This window comes from Pseudocolwellia sp. AS88 (assembly GCF_030551755.1).
Classification (GTDB): Bacteria; Pseudomonadota; Gammaproteobacteria; order Enterobacterales; family Alteromonadaceae; genus Pseudocolwellia.
The window spans coordinates 121,697-142,696 of the sequence record NZ_JAUPEC010000001.1; the positions used below are offsets into that span (position 1 = coordinate 121,697).

Sequence of the window (21,000 nt, forward strand, 5' to 3'; positions counted from 1 at the left end):
CAAATGATTTTATGGAAACCTTCTTACCAATTAATTGTTCGAAAAAAGATCGCAAATAAACGAATTAATGCTGCACCTCCTTTTATTTTGGCAGGGAGTTTTGCTATTTTGATCTTAATTGGTTCTTTACTCCTGCTCTTACCAATGGCAACTACAAGCTCTATTTCTTGGGAGCAAAGTTTATTTACTGCTACATCAGCTGTTACTGTTACCGGTTTAGCTGTAGTTGATACAGGAGCAAGGTTTACTCTTTTCGGACAAACCATTATCGCTATTCTTATTCAATGTGGTGGAATAGGTTTAATGACCTTTGCCGTTGTCACTTTGATAGCTTTAGGTGGAAAAATTGGTTTTTTACAGCGCGTAGTAGCTAAAGAAGCTTTTAATCATACTGATACTTCAACCTTGTTTAGTGTTGCTAAATCAGTCATCTATTTTTCATTTATTGTTGAGTTGATTGGTTTTTTAATACTTTCGGTATATTGGAGTAATGAATTAGGGTGGGAAACAAGTTTATTTCATGGCTTTTTCTACACCATTAGTGCTTTTAATAATGCTGGATTTGCATTGTCGCCTGATAGTTTAATGCCGTATGTTGACGATCCTATTATCAATTTAACCATCACAAGCCTTTTTATTGCTGGCGGCTTAGGTTTTACTATTTGGAAAGATGCGGTTAAATCAAGATCTTGGCAAGGTTTATCACCTTATAGTAAAACAATGATCATTGGAACAATTGTTATCAATGCCATTGCATTACTAGCAGTTTATGCAATTGAATATAATAATCCCAATACTTTAGGGCCTTTAACAGAATCAGGTAAATGGTTAGCTTCGTGGTTTCAAGCTGTTACTCCAAGAACAGCTGGCTTTAACACTTTAGCCACAGATAAACTTGAAGATGCCACTACTGCACTCATCTTATTGCTTATGTTTATTGGTGGAGGTTCGTTAAGTACGGCAAGTGGAATAAAGGTAGTTACTTTTATTGTATTAATTCTAGCAACATATAGTTATTTAAGAAGAGATAAAGCTATTACCTTGTTTAATAGAGAAATTGATAAGCAAACGATTTCAAAAGCTTTAGCATTAACTATGATTTCGGTTGGTGTTACTTGGATATCTATTTTCTTTTTATTATTAAGTGAAGATGCTCTTTTTCTAGATATTGTGTTTGAAGCTGTTTCGGCTTTGGGCACTGTGGGTCTTTCTAGAGGATTAACAACATCTTTGTCTGGTGCTGGTGAAGCGATTATTATATTACTGATGTTTATTGGGAGGTTAGGCCCGTTAACCTTAGCATATTTTCTAGCAAGCCCAAGAACCCGCCGTCTTAGATACCCAATCACAGCACTTACCATTGGGTAGCTATTTTATTTATTCTGTTTTGATATTATTAGTCGATAAATATTTAGTATATTCAGCATGAACTTTTATTTTATGACTATACTAAAAATAAGTTTATAAAATTCCACCAGAAATAAGACTTGTTAAACACAACAGGCTTTTGGACGGTTATTAGGGATGCTGATAATAAATCATGGCAGATATAACCACCTTACAAATTAATATCAGAAGAAGAAATGTTTTAGCAATCACTCTTATTGCCGTATTAATTGTTATTTCATTCTTTAGTTTAATACTCCTTTTTAATCAGCAAAAAGAAGATGCTCGGCTTATTAATTTGGCTGGTAGTCAAAGAATGTTGTCACAGAAAGTAGCGTATTTCTCTTATCTTCATCATCATCATTTAACCTTAGATATCGTCGACACTAACATTAATGAAAATTTAGCCGCAACGGCTAATGACTTTTATAAAAATCAACAGGTGTTAACAAGCTTAGCGCTTGATGAGTCAGATACTATTCCCGAAGAGGTTGCATTAATTTATACCTCTGAGCCAATAAACCTTAATAATCAAATTGAACATTATGTTGAAAATGCTAAAGCCCTGAGTAAAACCACTAATAAGAATATTTCTGAAAACATCATATCCACTCAATTTGAAGCGAGTGCTGTTGAGCATTTATTGAGTCAACTTGATGATGTTGTTACAAAGATAGAGCAACATGTTAATAATCGCATTGCCTATTATGAAATGCTTAAAACCATTTTGTGGTCAGTGGCTATGTTGTTACTTATCGTTTGTAGTTTTTTTGTTTTTGTACCATTACAGAAACGCATTAAGAAAATTTATCTTTCACTGTTTCTCGCTAAACAGCGCAGTGCTGAATTAAACTTCGCTATCGATAAACACGCGATTGTTTATCGAATTGAAATAAACGGAGATATTACTGAAGTTAACGAACGTTTTTGTGAGTTTTATTGTTACAGCGAAGAAGAAGTCATTGGTCTTAATGTCATGAGTATTTGCAGCGATACTTATGACGCTGGTTATCTAAAAAATATTTTTAAAGAGTGTGCTGAACATGAGTATTGGCATGGTGAATCAATCAATAAACTCAAAGGTGGGCGTGAATTATGGTTAAGTACCACAATTGTCCCTCTGAAAAATGATAACAATAGGATAGAGTCTTTTATTGTTATTCAAAATGATATTTCTGGTATAAAACATACTGAATTAGTTCTAAATAAATTACATTCGATCACTTCAAGTCTAGATAAAACTTTGCCGGAGAAAATACAAGGTATTCTAGAATTGGGTAAACAAATATTTAATTTACCCTTAGCCATCATTAGTGAAATACACGAAGAAAATTATCAAGTTTTATATTGCCATACACCGAATGATGAGATTTTACCTGGTACTGTATTTGAATTAGGTAATACCTATTGTTTCCATACCTATTTAGCTGACCATGCCATTGCTTTTCATCATGCGGGTTATAGCTCTATTAAATCACATCCGTGTTATCAGAATTTTGGTTTAGAAAGTTATATTGGTGTGCCATTACTTGTTGATGGTAAGCGTTTTGGTACTTTAAATTTTTCAGGACCAGAGCCTTCATCCAGAGCATTTACTAATCGCGAATTAGATTTAATACAATTATTTTCTCATTGGATAGGTTCAGAGTTAACACGAGCTAATCATGAAAACGAATTATTAGCTCAACAGTCATTGATGGAGGAAATAGGTAAACAGGCACGAATTGGTGTTTGGGAAATAGACATGATTAATGAAAACATTCATTGGTCTGATGTTACAAAAGATATACATGAAGTGCCTTATGATTATGAGCCTGATTTATCAACAGCAATTAACTTTTATAAAGAGGGATATAGCAGGAATACCATCGAATTATTGGTGGCTAAAGCTATTGAAGAAGGCGCTGCTTTTGAACGTGAGTTAGAACTTGTAACGGCTAAAGGAAATAAAGTTTGGGTATCAGCCCGAGGTAAAGCTGATTTAGAGAATGGGCGTTGCATACGCTTATTTGGTTCGTTTCAAGATATCACTGATAAAGTACTTACTCAGCAAAAAATAGCAGAGCATAGCCAACGTATGAGCTTGGCTGCTGATTCAGCTGGATTTGGTGTTTGGGCATATAATCTAATTGATAATGATGTTAAATGGGATGATTGGATGTATAAACTTTATGGTATATCCCAGAACTCCTCTATTAGCCCTTATGATTTATGGGAAGATAGTTTACATCCTGAAGATAAAGAAAAGGCTGTATCACAGCTTGCATACGCAATTGAAAATAATACCAAATTTGATACTCAATATAGGATTGTTTGGCCTGATGGGAAAATAAAATATATTAAAGCATCTGCCACGGTTACCTATGATCATGCAGACATCCCTGTTTCTGTTATTGGGGTAAACTATGACGTTACAGAACGTGAAGAAAACGAAATAGCGTTAACTAAAGCTAAGGTTCAAGCTGATTTAGCTGTGACCGCCAAAAACGAATTTTTTGCTAGTATGAGTCATGAAATAAGAACGCCAATGAATGGTGTTATTGGCATGCTTGATCTCGTTAAAGAGTCAAAGTTAAACCAAGAGCAAAAACACCGTATTGGTATTGCTCAGCAAAGTGCTAAATCTTTGTTATCGCTTATTAACGATGTTCTCGATTTTTCAAAAATAGATGCGAACAAGTTGGAGCTAGAAAATATCAGCTTCAATCTAATAAAAATGGCTGGTGATTTAGCTGAAGCTTCTGCACAACAAGCACAAAGTAAAAACTTAGAATTAATACTTGATACTGTTGACATGGAGGAGTCGTTAGTTGTTGGAGATTCAAACCGCATTCGTCAAATATTAACAAACCTAGTAGCAAACGCGATTAAATTTACCAAACAAGGTGAAGTGGTTATTCGACTCAAGCAACAGTATTATTCTAATAGTCATTGGCGAATTGTTGTTGAAGTTAGTGATACAGGTATTGGTATTCCAAAAGATAAACAAACGGCCTTATTTGAAGCATTTAGCCAAGTAGATGCTTCAACAACTCGAGAATATGGTGGAACAGGATTAGGTCTGGCTATTGTAAAAAAACTTTGTGCATGTATGCAAGGGAGTATACGAGTAGAGAGTACTGAGGGCAAAGGCAGTGTTTTTATTTGTGATTTACTATTAGAAAAATCGAATGAATCACTTTCATCATTACCTGAAAAAGAATTACAAGATCAGCGTGTACTTATTATTGATGAGAATAAATTGTGTGGTGAAACTATTATTCGACAACTGATTTGTTGGAACATTGAGGCTAAGTTTATCTCTAACGGACATGAAGCCTTGTCATTATTAGTATCTCAAGTTAAAAATCCGCAATTTGATTTAGTTATTATGAATCGTCATTTGACCGATGAAGATGGAATTTCTTTTGCCAATAAGGTTCGACAACATCCCCAATTAAGTGATTTAAAAATAATATTTATGACACAGATGGCAAGTCAAAATGATTTAGCTGATTTAGAGAAAATAGGGATCAGTGGTCACTTTCCTAAGCCTGTCACAGTAGATGATTTACATCGATCACTAAATGTCACATTAAACTTACCTGACACAGAATTAAGTCCTGAGAATGATGGAATAACAAGCGCGAATGATATCGATTTTAGTTGGAAAGGTGATGTTCATTTATTACTTGTTGAAGACAATCGAGTTAATCAAATGGTGGCACTTGGCGTATTGAAGAAAATAGGTATTAAAGATGTTGTGATAGCTGTTAATGGGCTCGATGCTATCGCTAAGCTAAAATCACATAATGATAAGCCTTTTAATTTTATTTTTATGGATTGCCAAATGCCAGAAATGGATGGTTATCAAACGACTAAATTGATCCGTGAAGGAAGTGCTGGTGCTTGTTATCAAGATATTCCTATTGTCGCGATGACCGCTAATGCCATGTTAGGCGATGAACAAAAATGTTTAGATGCGGGTATGAATGACTATTTAGTTAAACCTATTAATAAAGATAAGATTAGCAATACTTTACAAATTTTCATGAGCAAAGTGCATTAAATTTTCTCTTTTGAGAATTGATATATTTAATACAAGCTCATATAAAGCTCCTTATGAATAATTATGCTTTTCACTTCAACATTCGTTTACTAGCCTGAGGCTTTATTTCCCTTTAAAGTCTTGGGCTATTTTTATTGAAAATCCCTTTGTGTTTAGACTTTAAATTGCAGTCTTTGTTTACTTCATTAATTTTTAATTTATCTAAAAAATTGATGCTTTATATTTTATTCGTTTTTTACACTATTTTCATAATATAAATCTTGCGTTTTAGCTAAAGCTACCCTATATCTATCATCCGAAATGAGCTGTTGATACGGCATGAGTTTTTATTTGTTTTATTGGAGAAAAAACACAGGTTAGTACAGGTCATTGTAGAGTAAATATGGGTAGTACTGGATCTTGAATTCAGCCTTTAAAATAATGAGAAAAATATGACAGACGATATGTTAACGGAAGACACCGAACATAAACTAACTTTAAGACATTTAACTCTTGAAGATTATGATTATGTAAAAGACCTAATGGATGCTGTTTATCCTGGTTTAGGTGGCGCTTGGCCGAAAAATAAATTTAGAGCTCAACTTAAAGTTTTTCCGGATGGACAAATTTGTATTGAAGACCATGGTGTTGTCGTTGCTGCAGCCTTTAGTGTTATTGTGGATTACGATAAGTTTGGTGATCAACATACTTATGATGAAATTACTGGAGACGCTTATTTAACAACACATGATCCATTAGGCGATGTGTTGTATGGCGTTGATGTTTTTGTATCACCAGATTATAGAGCTATGCGTTTAGGACGACGACTCTATGAAGCACGTAAAGAAATCTGCCAAAACCTGAACTTAAAATCAATAGTTGCAGGCGGCAGGATACCAAGATACAAAGATCATGCCGCTAACTTAACACCGCAAGCTTATATTGAAAAAGTTAAACGAAAAGAGTTATATGATCCGATTCTTACCTTTCAATTATCTAACGAATTTGAAGTTAAGCGTGTATTAAAAAATTACTTGCCAGAAGATGAAGAGTCTCATGGTTATGCAACTTTGCTTGAATGGACAAACCTTTATTACGATCCTGACAAAGCTCCGTTAATTGGTGCTGCTAAAACCACAGCTCGTGTAGGTTGTGTGCAATGGCAAATGCGTCCATTTTCTTCTGTTGAAGAGCTGTCACAACAGGTTGAGTTTTTTATTGATGCCTTATCTGATTATCAATGTGATTTAGCGTTATTTCCAGAATTCTTTAATGCGCCACTTATGGGGATTGAGAACCATCAAACCTCTATTGCGGCGATTAAGGCATTGGCCGAATACAGTGTTGAAATTGTCGAAGTTATCTCAAAATTAGCAGTATCATATAACATAAACGTAATTGCTGGCTCTATGCCTGTGATCGAAAATGATGAACTTTTTAATGTTTCTTATTTATGTCGTCGTGACGGTACAATTGACTCGCAATATAAGATCCATGTTACACCACACGAAAAACGTGCCTGGATTATGCAAGGTGGTAACGAGCTAAAAGTATTTGATACTGACTTTGGCAGAATAGGAATTTTGATTTGTTATGATATTGAGTTCCCTGAACTAGGACGCTTATTGTCAGAGCAAGGTGTGCAGATTTTATTTGTACCTTTTTGGACAGATACAAAAAATGGTTACTTAAGAGTGAGGTGTTGTGCACAAGCACGCGCAATAGAAAATGAATGTTACGTTGCTATTGCGGGTAGTGTGGGTAACTTACCAAAAGTAGATGGTGCTGACATACAATATGCTCAATCAGCGGTTTTCTCTCCATCGGATTTTTCGTTTCCACACGATGCAATTATGGCTGAAACAACTCCTAATACCGAAATGACCATTATTGTTGATTTGGATTTAGATAAACTAAACAAACTACAAAATGAAGGTTCAGTAAGAAACTATTTAGATCGACGACGTGATCTTTATAAAATAGGTTGGATAGGAGACTAGTCTGAAGGGAGGCTAGTTTGCATCTTAATGTGACTTTATTTTAAAGATCGAGTATCTGTAGATCAGTTAGACGAATATATACTTGGTTAACTGATCTTTTAATAGATAGCTTGTTACAGTCATTTAGACATTATATGATTAAACTTATTTAAACTTATTTAAACTTATTTAAACTTATTTAAACTTAGGTGAATTGAAGGCGTATTACCTATGAAAACTAAAACTATGAATAAAACCAAAAATATAGGGCACATATCAAAAGGTAATGGATTTACCCTAATAGAATTAGTTGTTGTTATTGTTATATTAGGAATTTTGGCTGCTACAGCTGCTCCCAAATTTATAGATTTAACAGGAGATGCTAACGAATCTGTACTAAATAGCCTAGCTGGCACTATGAGATCTAGTGGGCAATTGGTTTATACCAAATCAATTATACAAGGGCTACATAATGAAGCTACGGGTGAAGTTGATTTAGATGGTGACGGTACAACCGATATTTCGACTAAATATGGTTACCCTAACGCACATAGATCTGAAGGTATCATAAATGCGTTAGATATTTCAGAAGATGATTGGACTTGGTCTGGAAATGGTTCCAATAATGTTTTTTTTATCACGACTGCTTCTTTAGGTAAAACGAATGGACAATATGTAAATACAGTTAATATATTAGCTTCCAATTGTTATGTTACTTATACAGGAGCAACAAGCGCTGGTGAATCAGCTGTAGTTGAAGTTATTAATACTGGATGCTAGTTATTGATAATGCCTGTTGTTGGATATTTTAATGATATCAGGTAGTTGGTGAAAGCTGGCTACTTAAGTGTTTTTCATTCTTTTCCTCAATATTTTATTTCTTCATCAATAAATATCTCATTGATTTGTCTGATTTAATTAAACTTTATTCGAAGCCTATACTTCATTTTGTAGTAAGGTGTAGACACTTTTCTAGGCATTAAAATATAAAGGATAACTAATGCTGGGTAATATTTATGAAGATCGCGTTAAATTTCTTCTAAGCAGATTTCGTGAGCGACTTTGGGTAAAGCCTCTAGCTGTATGTTTACTTTCAATAGTGGCTGTATTTTTTGCAAAATTCGCTGATGATACGAAACTAATCGATATTGTTCCTAGTATAACCTCAGAGGCCATTGAAACATTACTTTCTATTATGGCTTCTAGTATGTTGGTGATTGCGACACTCTCAGTTGCCTCTATGGTATCGGCTTATGCTTCAGCAAGTCGCACAGCAACACCTCGTTCTTTTGCCTTAGTCATATCTGACGACGCTTCACAGAATGCACTATCTACTTTTGTAGGAGCCTTTATTTTTAGTATTGTGGCTCTTACTGCAGTTAAAAATAACTATTTTCAGAATGCGGGTATTTTTATTCTTTTTGTTCTAACTGTTATTGTATTTGCTGCCGTACTTTTTATGTTTGTGCGCTGGGTAGATCGAATTGCTCGTTTAGGGAGAATTACTTCCACAATTGATAAAGTAGAGAGCGCTTCCGCCAAAGCTTTTAGTATTCGAAAAATGGCACCAACATTATGCGGTGTGTCGGTTAAGTCAGGAAAAAAGGGGAAAGCTATTTATGCTCGAACCATTGGTTATGTTCAACATATTAATATTGAAGCAATAAATACTTGGGCTGCTAATGCTGAATTACGCGTTGTAGTAGCGGCATTACCCGGAACATTTACCGCACCTGATAAACCTATAGCTTATTTGTACTCTGAAGAAGGAGAAGCCGAAGAGGATAATGTTGATTGTGTTATAGAGTCATTTCAAATTGGTGGTGATCGTATTTTTGATAATGATCCTCGCTTTGGTTTGATTGTTTTGTCTGAAATTGCTAGTAGAGCTTTATCTCCTGCCGTTAATGACCCAGGTACCGCAATAGATGTGATTGGGACATTACTAAGATTATTCTCTCAATGGAATGAGCCTGTAGACTCCAATAAAGTAAAAGATAACTGTTATAAAAATGTGGAAGTTCCTGAGATTTTAATAGAAGACATGTTTGACGATGCCTTTACTCCTATTGCAAGAGATGGGGCTGGCTTAGTTGAAGTCTCTATTCGTTTACAAAAAGCATTGGGTTCATTAGCTTCATTAAAAGATTCTAACGGGCATGAAAGTCATTCTACTCAAATGAAAGAGTCTGCTGAGTACTACAGCCGTTTAGCACTGAAAAGATCAAAGTTGGCTATGGATATTGAAGAGGATTTTTTAGCTGTAGAAAAGGCAGCTAAATTCAACTCAGCTGATTAAAATATTAAATGAGGGGAATGATTATAGTTGAGTAATGTATTTCTTTTCTTTTCTTTTCTTTTAATTCTTGAATATAGATAAAAAAATAACGCTCTCAAAAATCCTTTTTTTAAGAGCGTTTCAAATAGAACTAAGCTAGTTCAATTTTTTATACTAGTAATTAACCTGTATTTCTCATACCTGTTGCTATACCAGCCATAGTCACCATTAATATCTGTTCGTTATCAGGGTGCTCTGGTTGTGCACGAAGGCGCTTTAATACTTCAATTTGTATCAAGTGCAGTGGCGCTAAATAACCTCGACGTAAATCAAACGAACTATAATTCCATTGGTCGTTTTTCAAGAAACTGTCTTGACCTAATAAGTTTAATAAAGTCTTTTTATCTGTTTCTAACTGCGCTCTTAAGTCTTCGCCCATGTATTTCAATTCATCTTCAACTAAAGCTTCATCATAAAGCTCAGAAACTTTACTATCAGATTTAGTATAGACCATTTCTGTTAAAGACATTCTTGATTTGAAATAAGGCCAAGTTGTTAACATGTCGTGCATTATTTTACTGTTATCTTTGTAAGCGGCTTCAATAGCTGTTCCCAAACCTAACCAGCTTGGAACTACCAATCTGTTTTGGCTCCATGCGAATATCCATGGAATAGCTCGAAGTGATTCAATACCACCATCTGATTTACGTTTACTTGGACGAGAGCCTAAAGGTAGCGATGCTAATTCTTGCTCAGGTGTTGCCTGCCTGAAGTATTTAACAAAGTTTTCGTTAGCCTGAACGTAAGATCTATAAGTATCACAACTTTTGGTTGTCATTTCGTCCATGAGTTCACGCCACTCTGCTTTAGGTGCTGGTGGAGGCGTAACTAAACACTCCAATATCGCAGATGCATATAAATGTAAGCTGCGCGTAGCTAAATTAGGTAAGCCAAACTTATGACGAATGGTTTCGCCTTGTTCAGTGACTCGTAATCCACCATCTAATGAGCCTGGAGGTTGTGATGCTATCGCTGCATGTGCAGGTCCGCCGCCACGTCCAATTGTGCCGCCACGACCGTGGAATAACTTAAGTACAATGTCGTTTTCAGCAAATACTTCAACTAACTTTTCTTGACACTGATATTGACCCCAAGTTGCTGCTAATACACCAGCATCTTTAGATGAATCACTGTAACCAATCATTACGTGATGTTGTTGATCACAATATTCTTTATAAGTATCTAATGTAAATAATTCAGCCATTACTGCTGGCGCATTATTTAAGTCATCTAAGGTTTCAAATAAAGGCGCAATTGGCATTTTCCAGCTAATTCCTGCAGCTTTCATTAACAAGTTTACTGTTAATATATCGCTGACTTTACTTGCCATTGAAATAATATAAATACCGAAAAGCTCCGATGGCTGTTTTGCTATCATCGCGTAAGTATCTAATACTTCTTGCGTGTCTTTAGACCATGATTTATTTGGTAATAATGGTCTAGGGTTTTGTAATTCTTCAACTAAAAACTGTTGACGCTCTTTTTCGTCCCAAGCAGCAAAGTCACCAATATTTAATGTTTGGGTGATCTCTTGAACTGCACTTTCATGACGTTCACTGTGTTGACGAATATCTAATTTAACTAATGAAATTCCAAAACAATTTACTTTACGGATCATATCTAAAACTAAAGAGTTACCTGCATACTTTAACCCAACAGCAAGTAAACTATCACGACAAGCAATTAGTGGGGCTCTTAACTGTTCAGAGCTGCTTAACGCACCTTCAGTTTTACCATCTTTTAATTGCTCTACGCTGTGTTTTAGTAGTTCAATAACAGGTAGTAATTTTTTGCGATATGGTCCAATGTTATCAACATCTTCATCGAGTAATTCAGCTGAAGCTTTACGCATTGAAAGTTCTAACGATAAGCGTTCAAAGTCATCCAAATAAAGCTGAGCCGCCATTAATCTAGCATTTAATAGTGCTTGTTCGCTTAATTTTGCTGTAACAAATGGGTTTCCATCTCTATCGCCAGCCATCCAACTTGCCATTGTGATTGGGTTGTAATCAATCGGTAAGTCTTTGCCTGTTAACTCTTGGCTTAATTCATTTAATTCTTTTAAAAATTTCGGTACTGCAAACCAAAAACTGTTAGCAATTGCATTTAAACCCCAACGAGATTCGTCTAATGGAGTAGGGCGTTGCTGACGAATTTCGTCTGTGTACCAAGCTTGTTCTACTAATTCAGCAATACGTGTTGAAGAAGCTTTGTTATCTTCTTCAAGTGCTTGAGCAATTTGATTAAATTTATGAATAAGTGTTCGACGATTTACTTCAGTAGGATGTGCCGTTAACACTAATTCTATGTGTAATTTTTGTAATGCTTTCTCAAAGTTTTCTGGAGAAGTATTTGCTACGGCTAATTTCTCTTTTAAATCTTCTAGTGGATGCGCAAGTTCTAGCTCTGCTAAACCTTGTGGGCTAGTGGTATATTGTTGCTCGGCAACATTTTCTAGGTTTAGAAACTGGCTAAATGCACGTGCATAAATCAATAGTTCGTCTTCTGAACAATTAGCGATAGATTCTTGAAGTTGTTTAACTATAGATGCATCACCTAAGGCTATTTCACGGCCTTGTAGTCTTACTTTTTCTATATTTTCAAGCCATTGTTCGCCTTTATCATTGGCAATAGTTTGGCCAAGTAAAGTACCTAGTTCTCGTACGTTTTGTTGAATATTCTCTAACATGTAGCCTCTCTAAATGATGAATATTTATAAACTGTGATTTAATTTTTACGTTCTAATTGTTTTCTATTTTTAACTTATTGTTAAATTTAATATTAAAGCTGAGTAATGTATTTAGCTGCTGTGGTATACCATTCAATTCCCCAGATAACATTAAAGCTGAAACTTATGGCTAATGAAGCAAATAAAGCTTGCGCTACATTGGCTTTAGGATGTGTTTGTTCAAATACTGCAGGAACTGCTATATAGGAAGCACTTGCACCTAATACAGCTAACAGTGCTGTTCCACCATGGCTTAATCCTATTAACCATGCGGTAAATAATCCAATACTTGCCCCTACCAAAGGCATAACTAGTGCAAAACTTATGATAAATACTTTATTTGGACCAATATCTGACACTTTACTACCTGCCAATGCACCCATGTGTACTAAGTAAAGGGCTAACATTACGCTAAACATTGGTTTTAAATCATGTGTCATTGGTTTAGCACTATCACCATATAAAGCACCAATCACCATACCTATAAGAATTAAAGCTAAGCTTTTATGCGCTAATATAGTTTTTACACTTAATTTATTCTTTTTATCACTTAATAAATATAGCCCTAAAATTATGGCTGGCAATTCCAGTAACGCTACAAATAAATTAAGAGTAAGTTCATGGTAAATACCTTGTATATCTAAAAAACTTACCGCGACAGCAAAGGTACCAACACTCACTGAACCATAATGAGCAGCTAAGGTTATTGAGTCTGTTTTATCTAACTTTGAACCTACTTTAATAAACATGAGTGCAACTAAGGTAATAAACAACCCCATAACAATGATTAAAGTACTTTGACCTACTAATGCAAAGCTAGCGTTTGCACTTATCGCTTGCCCACCTTTTAAACCTATAGTAATTAATAAAATATAGGTTATAAGTTGATAAGCTGCATCAGGCAATCTTAAATCAACTGAAAGTCGTTGAGCGATAAAGGCCATCAGAAAAAAGAAAGCAAGAATGTCGGGAAGAAATTGAGTCATTACGTATAAATTTTGGTAGTTAATATGTGGGTTAATCTTACTTAGCTCTACAAATAATTAAAAATATATATTTTTAATATAAAGTATAGTTATTTATCTATACCTTGTTTGTTATACTTACAATTATTAATTATTTGAATGATCCTGTTATTTAAGATTATTTGTTACGTGAAAAGGTTTTAGCTTTTTATGGCCAACAGAACCCCCACATTACGTCAGTTACAAATATTTTTAGCTTTGTCTGAACATAAGAATATTTCGCGAGTTGCTGAAACTTTGCATATTTCTCAACCCTCTGTATCTATTCAATTAAAAAACCTAACTGATGTGTTGGGTATGCAGCTTTATAATGTAAATGGACGAAGTGTTGAATTAACAGAAGCAGGAGAAGCTACTGTTAAGAGCGCGCGTGAAATGTTTTTCTCGCTTGATAAGTTACATATAGAGTTAGATGATCTGAAGGGCATTAAGTCAGGGGTATTAAAGTTGTCGGTTGTTTCAACGGCAAAATATTTTTTACCTATTTTACTTGGCCAATTTTGTAAACGTTATCCACTAATCGATGTTGAATTGAATGTAGGAAATCGACAGGAAATTATTAAACGCTTTAATCAAAACAAAGATGATTTTTATGTTTTCAGTCAATGTCCCGAATCTGATAATTTAATAGCAGAACCGTTTTTAGATAATCCTTTAGTCGTTGTTGCACCTGCTAATCATGAATTAACTAAGAAAATGCCTATTAGTTTAAATCGTTTGGCTCACTATCCTTTTTTATTAAGAGAAATAGGTTCTGGAACACGTCGTTGTATTGATGACTTTTGTAAGTTACATAAGATTAAGCTGAAAGCGAAAATGACTATTGAAAGTAATGCTGCTATTAAACATTCTGTCGCAGCTGACTTGGGCTTAGCGATATTGAGTAGCCACACTTTAGATTATATGCAAGATTCAAGTTTAGCGATATTAGACGTTGAGCACTTTCCTTTGAAAAGCCAGTGGTATTTGGTGCGTACTAAAAATAGAAATCAAACGGCGTTAGCTGAATTGTTTCATGAATATTTACAAAATGAAGGTTTATCTACGCTACAAAAAATAGCGAAAACCAAAGCTTAATGCTAAAAAAATTGTATAAAAAAAGCCTTCAATTAAATCGAAGGCTTCTTGATAAGGTGTTCAGTACTTAGTTAACAAGTAATAGCAATTAAGCTAAAGGTTTGATTAAGCAAAGTTAGCTGAAGCAAATTCCCAGTTAGCTAAAGCATAGAATGCTTCCATGTAGCTAGGACGTAAGTTACGGTAATCAATGTAGTAAGCATGTTCCCATAAATCTACAGTAATTAGTGGTGTAACACCTTCATCAGTTAATGGTGTAGCAGCATTAGACGTGTTAACGATTGCTAAAGAACCATCAGCGTTTTTAACTAACCATGTCCAGCTTGAACCAAAGTTGTTAATTGCGCTGTCTGTGAATTTTGCTTGAAATTCAGCAAAAGAACCAAAAGTAGCGTTGATAGCATCAGCTAAAGCGCCAGTAGGTTCGCCGCCGCCGTTAGGGCTTAAGCTGTTCCAGTAAAAAGTGTGGTTCCAGATTTGTGCTGCATTGTTAAAAATACCAGCTGAAGATGTTTTAACGATATCTTCAAGAGATTTAGATTCAAATTCAGTACCTTTAATTAAACCGTTAAGCTTAACAACGTATGTGTTGTGATGCTTACCGTAATGGAACTCTAATGTTTCTTGTGAAATGTGTGGTGCCAACGCATCCATAGCATATGGTAATGCTGGTAATTCAATAGCCATTCTTCTCTCCAGAAAATGTAATTAAAAATATATATTCTTATACGATATATTAAAGAATTAGTTTGTTTTTATGTTAAACCTAGTAAACTACTCGGGTATTAATAAACCTTACTTAGTTTAACCCAATATATTGGGATTAACATTGATTTTATCAAGGTTAGTAAGTTTTAATAGTTAACAATTATATTTGTAAAAAGGTTTGTTACAAATAATGGCATTGTATAAATGTATTTTGCCACCATTATATAGTCGAGACTATACCCAAACCACTTCAACATTTAACAACGCTAAGATTAAATGCTTAGGTTACTTACAGTTAGCTTAAACAAGTGCTAACAGATGTTTAAGGTGGTTTGGGTATATATCATACAGTCAAGTTCATTAAATATAGAGGTTACCATGGATACGATCGAACGTATTAAGCAACAAATAGCTGAAAACTCAGTACTACTTTACATGAAAGGTTCACCTAAGCTTCCTAGCTGTGGCTTTTCGTCTCAAGCGTCTCAAGCACTTATTTCATGTGAAGAAAAGTTTGCATACGTAGATATTTTACAAGATCCAGAAATTAGAGCTGAATTACCAAAGTATGCTGATTGGCCTACATTCCCACAATTATGGGTTGATGGTGAGCTTGTTGGTGGTTGTGACATTATTATTGAAATGTTTCAACAAGGTGAATTACAGACTTTAATTAAAGAGTCTGCAGCAAAAAATAATTCAGAAGAAGCTTAGTTTTTTTAAAAATAATCTTGAAAAGTTAACATTCATCACAATAATGGGTAGTGTTAACTAAATAATTTAACCTTTATGGTTTTTTAAATTTATAAAAAGGAAAATAAAATGAGTGTATTAGTTGGTCGTTCAGCACCAGACTTCACAGCAGCAGCAGTACTAGGTACTGGTGAAATTGTAGATAGCTTTACTTTATCAGAAGCGATTAAAGGTAAAAAAGCCGTTGTATTTTTCTACCCTTTAGATTTTACATTTGTTTGTCCTTCAGAATTATTAGCTTTTGATCACCGTATGGATGAATTCACAAGCCGTGGCGTTGAAGTAATTGGTGTTTCTATCGATTCACAATTTTCTCACAATGCTTGGAGAAACACTCCAGTAAACGAAGGTGGTATTGGTCCAGTTAAATACACTTTGGTTGCTGATACAAAGCATACAATCTGTCAAGCATACGATGTTGAGCATCCAGAAGCTGGTGTTGCTTTCCGTGGTTCTTTCTTAATTGATGAAGAAGGTAACGTACGTCATCAAGTAGTTAACGATTTACCATTAGGTCGTAACGTTGATGAAATGATCCGTATGGTTGATGCATTACAATTCCACCAAGAACACGGTGAAGTTTGTCCTGCAGGCTGGAACAAAGGTGATAAAGGTATGACTGCTTCTCCAGACGGTGTTGCTGCATACTTATCTGATAACGCTGACAAGTTATAATATTGTTTTAAACAAGTTATAATTTAGCTCGTAAAATGGAAAGCCACTTAATTAAGTGGCTTTTTTTATGTTTATTAAATGGGTATATACTCAGTGAACCAACTAAAATCCGCGAAAGAATATTCTTTTAAAACTATATTTATTCAACATTTTTTGCATCAATTCAACATCTGAAATTCGATCATCTAATGCTTCAATTTGTAGTTCGTGTTTCACTAGTTTATTGTCTTGTGATTTATCTAAACCACCACTGGCTACAAAGTTTCTAATAAACTCTAGTTCACCTTTATCTAACCAAATACCACAATTAATACAAGAATCTATAAGCACACCTGATATAGACTTGAAATTACGACGCGACATCATTTTTTTACAATTTGCACATGGCAGGTATTTTTCTGATGCGGGTAAACTTGGGCGCATGTATAGCGGGTTGCTGTTGTCATCTCGGTAAACATCAAACTCTGAGGTGAGCACCGCAAATTCGTCAGGTTGAAGCCATATGCCTTCACAGGTATTGCACCTATCAAGTTCATGATTTCGGTAAATGTATTCGTCTAATTTTGTTGTGCAGCGAGGACATGATTTTATTTTAGATTGTTGGACCGATTTCATGCTTCCATTACACATAGGGCAATGGCGAATGGTTGTTTTAACGATATGATTACAAGATGAGCATTGAGAACTAGCCATAAATATCCTTATTTATTGTGGTTAAAGTACTTTATAAGGTTTTGTATAACATACACTAATTAACTTTATTATTTAACGGATATAAGATTTTTATTGAAACAGGCATTGTTGATTCATACTTACAGTGGGTAGCTATTATATTACCCTTTTGTAATGTCCTTAATCATTGGCACAATATGATAACCACTTGAACGCTTAATTGTTTGCGATGGTGTTTCACCAAACAGATGTTTATATTGTGAGTTGAATGTGGCTATATGATAAAAGCCAAAATCTAATGCAAGATCAGCAATAATAATATCCTTGTCTTCGCTATTTAATAAAATACGTCTGATCTCGTTAAGCCGACAATCTCTAATATATTGAATGGGAGAGATACCAAATCCGTGCTCAAAACAATATTGTAAAGTACGTCTGCCTACACCGGTAATTTTGCATAACTCAGAAATAGTGAGAGGGTAACTACTGGTTTCTTTTACATAATTGGTGATGTCAGCTACCACTTTTTGGATAGTTAGATTAGTCGTTAAATGTGTAACCTTAGGATCGGTATAATCGTATTCTGTTCTTGATAATAAATCGGCAACTTTAGAAGTGATCAACGGGCTTAGTTTAGTTAGTCGAGAAAGGTTATTTTGATCTAAAATCTCACTATTACCTATTGTCGAATTATTCGTATTAAGTACTAGGTTTATTATCTTTGCTAATTCATAAGTTACGTAATGGTTAGGCGCTGATACTTGCATATTGGTACTTTGATTTTGCCATAGCTCAATATCTGGTCCCACCATTTCTTTACTCAAACTTTCTTTATTGATCACTAAGCCATAAATAGAAAAATCTGAAGGGGTGAGTAGTTCAAATTCAACGCCTGAAGGGCGTGTCATTATTTGGCCTGCAAGGATCTCTTGATTATTTATTTTGGGTCGTTGCTGTTGCAATGAAAAACCTAGCCATAAATTATCTTCATTGATAGAGCATTGTTGTAATAAAGTGCGGTTTGTAAATTCTTCAAAGAAATGAATACCATCTAACTTTAATTCATCTAAATACCCATTGAACGTACCGCTACTGTGTTGATTATAGCGTTGCTCCCATTGAACTAGGCTTTCTGCTTGTTGGTTTACATCGAAGGTAAACGATTTGCACCTTTTTAGTGTAGAAGAGGAACTAATATGGTGCTGTTTTAAAATACTCATACATCCTCCTATATCATTTGTGCATTAAATTAATGCATAAAACCTATATCTTATTGTTTTTAAATACTTGTTCTTGATTGCGCAATAGCGTTATTTGGTTGGAATGATCTAAGCTACTATATCTTTCATCGTTTGCAAAGTTTGCGCCTAATTTATTTAAGGTATTTAAAATGTCTAATTATCGCTATCAGTTAGGAACTCATGTTTATCAATTTGATAACCTTGCTGATCTGATGGCAAAAGCTTCTCCTATGAGATCAGGAGATCAACTTGCTGGTGTTGCTGCACTCTCAGCAGAGCAAAGAGGTGTAGCTCAAATGTTATTGGCAGAGTTGCCATTAAAGGTTTTTCTTCAAGAAACAGTTATTCCTTATGAAATAGATGAAATAACGCGTTTAATTATAGATGAGCACGATGCGAGTGCATTCTCTGAGATTTCTCACTTAACCGTTGGTGATTTTCGTAATTGGTTGTTGCAAGAAGCTACCACTGAAGTTGAGTTTAAACGTATTCGTGCCGGCATAACACCTGAGATGGTTGCAGCGGTAAGTAAAATTATGCGTAACCAAGATCTTATTTTAGTGGCTAAAAAATGCAATATCGTAACTAAATTTCGTAACACCATAGGTTTACCGGGACATTTATCTACTCGCTTACAACCTAATCATCCGACTGATGATGTTAATGGTATTGCGGCTACTATTTTTGATGGTTTGATGTATGGCAGTGGTGACGCTGTTTTAGGGATTAATCCTGCTACCGATAGTGTTTCTCAAGCTGTTAAGTTAATGAAGTTGATGGATGATGTTATTCAACATTATGAGATCCCTACTCAATCTTGTGTTCTAACCCATGTAACAAACACTATTGAAGCTATTGAGCTAGGTGCTCCAGTTGATCTGGTTTTTCAATCTATTGGTGGCACTGAAGCCACTAACCAGGGGTTTGGCGTTAATCTAAATATTTTAGATGAAGCTCATAAAGCGGCTTTAGAGTTAAAGCGTGGCACGGTTGGTAATAACGTTATGTATTTTGAAACAGGTCAAGGTAGTGCGCTTTCAGCTAATGGTCATCATGGTGTTGACCAACAAACCTGTGAAACCCGAGCTTATGCGGTAGCGCGTAAGTTTGCTCCTTTACTCGTTAACACTGTTGTTGGATTTATTGGTCCTGAATATTTGTTTGATGGTAAGCAAATTATTCGTGCAGGTTTGGAGGATCATTTTTGCGGCAAGCTTTTAGGTTTACCTATGGGCTGTGATATTTGTTACACCAATCACGCTTATGCAGACCAAAATGACATGGATAATTTGTTGACCTTGTTAGGTGTGGCTGAATGTTCATTTATCATGGGCATACCAGGTTCAGACGATATTATGCTGAATTATCAAACTACGTCTTTTCATGATGCTTTATACGCTCGCCAAGTATTAGGTCTTCGTCCAGCTCCCGAATTTGATTTATGGCTTAAAAAGATGCAAATCTCGCCAGATCATGGACTCACTCAATTAACTAATAAGTTACCAGATAGCTTTGCTCATCCTTTAAATATGATTAAGGAACAGTTATGAGCAATATCAAATCCTCTGAACAAAATATTGTTCAAAAAGATCCATGGGAAAAGTTACGCCAATTTACCGATGCACGTATTGGATTAGGCCGTGTAGGAACCAGTATTCCTACCGAAGAGTTATTACGCTTTCAGCTTTCACATGCTCAAGCTATTGACGCAGTACATGTACCATTAGATGTTGAACAACTAGCAGAACAATTTGGGCAATCTGAATTACTTCAACCTTATTTACCTCTGCAGGTATTACATAGTAAAGCTCGTGATCGTATGGAGTATTTACAACGTCCTGATTTAGGTCGCCAATTAGATGAAGTTTCTATTTCTAAATTACAGCGATCTCCTGATCGCCGTTACGATTTAGTGTTTGTTGTTGCTGACGGTTTATCTTCTTATGCAATTAGTCATCATGCCAAAGCCTTTATCGAATTATTTATTAATCAATTACATGAAGACTCAAATAAAGATTGGCACATAGCACCTATTTGCGTTGTTCAGCAAGGGCGTGTGGCTGTTGGTGATGATGTGTGTGAGGCGTTAAATGCTAAGCAGTTGATCTTACTGATTGGCGAACGTCCAGGCTTAAGTTCACCAGACAGCATGGGCTTATATTTAACATGGAATGCTAAACGTGGTACCGAAGATTCTTTAAGGAATTGTATTTCAAATATACGTCCTGAAGGTTTGAAATATCACGCAGCGGCGCACAAAGGGTATTACTTATTAAATGAATCGCACCGAAGAGAGCTCTCAGGTGTGAGTCTTAAAGATCGTTCAGATGACTCACTACTTGAAGTAACTGATACACAACAATTCTGTTTAACAAAAAAATAATAAAGTAG

At 35.1% G+C, this 21,000-nt stretch carries 15 protein-coding genes; 10 read left to right on the forward strand and 5 right to left on the reverse strand.

Annotation, left to right across the window (positions count from 1 at the left end):
* The first annotated feature begins 3 nt into the window (after positions 1-3).
* The 5 genes from Q5N69_RS00560 to Q5N69_RS00580 all read left to right on the forward strand — a co-directional run bounded on the left by Q5N69_RS00560 (position 4) and on the right by Q5N69_RS00580 (position 9,691).
* Entirely contained in the window at positions 4-1,368 is a 1,365-nt protein-coding gene (locus tag Q5N69_RS00560) for a TrkH family potassium uptake protein (RefSeq protein WP_304366620.1), read from the forward strand.
* A 172-nt stretch (positions 1,369-1,540) separates the two neighbouring features.
* The gene (locus Q5N69_RS00565; protein ID WP_304366622.1) at positions 1,541-5,434 is read left to right on the forward strand and encodes a response regulator; all 3,894 of its coding nucleotides are present in this window, start codon (positions 1,541-1,543) and stop codon (positions 5,432-5,434) included.
* Between the two features lie 431 nt (positions 5,435-5,865).
* The gene (locus Q5N69_RS00570) at positions 5,866-7,413 is read left to right on the forward strand and encodes a carbon-nitrogen hydrolase family protein (RefSeq protein WP_304366624.1); all 1,548 of its coding nucleotides are present in this window, start codon (positions 5,866-5,868) and stop codon (positions 7,411-7,413) included.
* 210 nt (positions 7,414-7,623) lie between these two features.
* On the forward strand, positions 7,624-8,172 hold the full coding sequence (locus tag Q5N69_RS00575) for a type II secretion system protein (protein ID WP_304366625.1): 549 nt from the start codon (positions 7,624-7,626) through the stop codon (positions 8,170-8,172).
* Between the two features lie 220 nt (positions 8,173-8,392).
* The gene (locus Q5N69_RS00580; protein WP_304366626.1) at positions 8,393-9,691 is read left to right on the forward strand and encodes a DUF2254 domain-containing protein; all 1,299 of its coding nucleotides are present in this window, start codon (positions 8,393-8,395) and stop codon (positions 9,689-9,691) included.
* Between the two features lie 160 nt (positions 9,692-9,851).
* On the opposite strand, the gene ppc is transcribed toward Q5N69_RS00580, so the two are convergent.
* Positions 9,852-12,419 (reverse strand): phosphoenolpyruvate carboxylase, encoded by a 2,568-nt coding sequence (ppc, locus tag Q5N69_RS00585; protein WP_304366628.1) that lies wholly within the window; start codon positions 12,417-12,419, stop codon positions 9,852-9,854.
* Between the two features lie 92 nt (positions 12,420-12,511).
* Positions 12,512-13,444, reverse strand: a complete 933-nt coding sequence (locus Q5N69_RS00590) for a sodium-dependent bicarbonate transport family permease (protein WP_304366630.1) — start codon at positions 13,442-13,444, stop codon at positions 12,512-12,514.
* A gap of 189 nt (positions 13,445-13,633) precedes the next feature.
* Between Q5N69_RS00590 and Q5N69_RS00595 the strand changes: the two genes are divergently transcribed.
* Positions 13,634-14,560: a LysR family transcriptional regulator gene (locus Q5N69_RS00595; protein WP_304366632.1), complete on the forward strand. Its 927-nt coding sequence runs from the start codon at positions 13,634-13,636 to the stop codon at positions 14,558-14,560.
* Positions 14,561-14,665: 105 nt separating this feature from the next.
* On the opposite strand, the gene sodB is transcribed toward Q5N69_RS00595, so the two are convergent.
* The gene (gene sodB, locus Q5N69_RS00600) at positions 14,666-15,247 is read right to left on the reverse strand and encodes a superoxide dismutase [Fe] (protein ID WP_304366634.1); all 582 of its coding nucleotides are present in this window, start codon (positions 15,245-15,247) and stop codon (positions 14,666-14,668) included.
* Between the two features lie 399 nt (positions 15,248-15,646).
* On the opposite strand from sodB, the gene Q5N69_RS00605 reads away from it, so the two are divergent.
* Complete coding sequence (locus Q5N69_RS00605; protein ID WP_304366635.1) at positions 15,647-15,982, forward strand: Grx4 family monothiol glutaredoxin; 336 nt, start codon at positions 15,647-15,649, stop codon at positions 15,980-15,982.
* A 108-nt stretch (positions 15,983-16,090) separates the two neighbouring features.
* The gene (locus Q5N69_RS00610; protein ID WP_304366638.1) at positions 16,091-16,696 is read left to right on the forward strand and encodes a peroxiredoxin; all 606 of its coding nucleotides are present in this window, start codon (positions 16,091-16,093) and stop codon (positions 16,694-16,696) included.
* Positions 16,697-16,798: 102 nt separating this feature from the next.
* On the opposite strand, the gene Q5N69_RS00615 is transcribed toward Q5N69_RS00610, so the two are convergent.
* Both Q5N69_RS00615 and Q5N69_RS00620 read right to left on the reverse strand, forming a co-directional pair.
* On the reverse strand, positions 16,799-17,389 hold the full coding sequence (locus Q5N69_RS00615) for a zf-TFIIB domain-containing protein (protein WP_304366639.1): 591 nt from the start codon (positions 17,387-17,389) through the stop codon (positions 16,799-16,801).
* Between the two features lie 140 nt (positions 17,390-17,529).
* Positions 17,530-18,588, reverse strand: a complete 1,059-nt coding sequence (locus Q5N69_RS00620) for a helix-turn-helix domain-containing protein (protein ID WP_304366641.1) — start codon at positions 18,586-18,588, stop codon at positions 17,530-17,532.
* 170 nt (positions 18,589-18,758) lie between these two features.
* Between Q5N69_RS00620 and Q5N69_RS00625 the strand changes: the two genes are divergently transcribed.
* Entirely contained in the window at positions 18,759-20,159 is a 1,401-nt protein-coding gene (locus tag Q5N69_RS00625; protein ID WP_304366643.1) for an ethanolamine ammonia-lyase subunit EutB, read from the forward strand.
* Positions 20,156-20,992 carry an ethanolamine ammonia-lyase subunit EutC gene (eutC, locus tag Q5N69_RS00630; RefSeq protein ID WP_304366645.1) on the forward strand — a complete coding sequence of 279 codons (837 nt, stop codon included), beginning with the start codon at positions 20,156-20,158 and terminating at the stop codon, positions 20,990-20,992. The genes Q5N69_RS00625 and eutC overlap by 4 nt, the downstream gene beginning before the upstream one ends.
* The last annotated feature ends 8 nt before the right edge of the window (positions 20,993-21,000 follow it).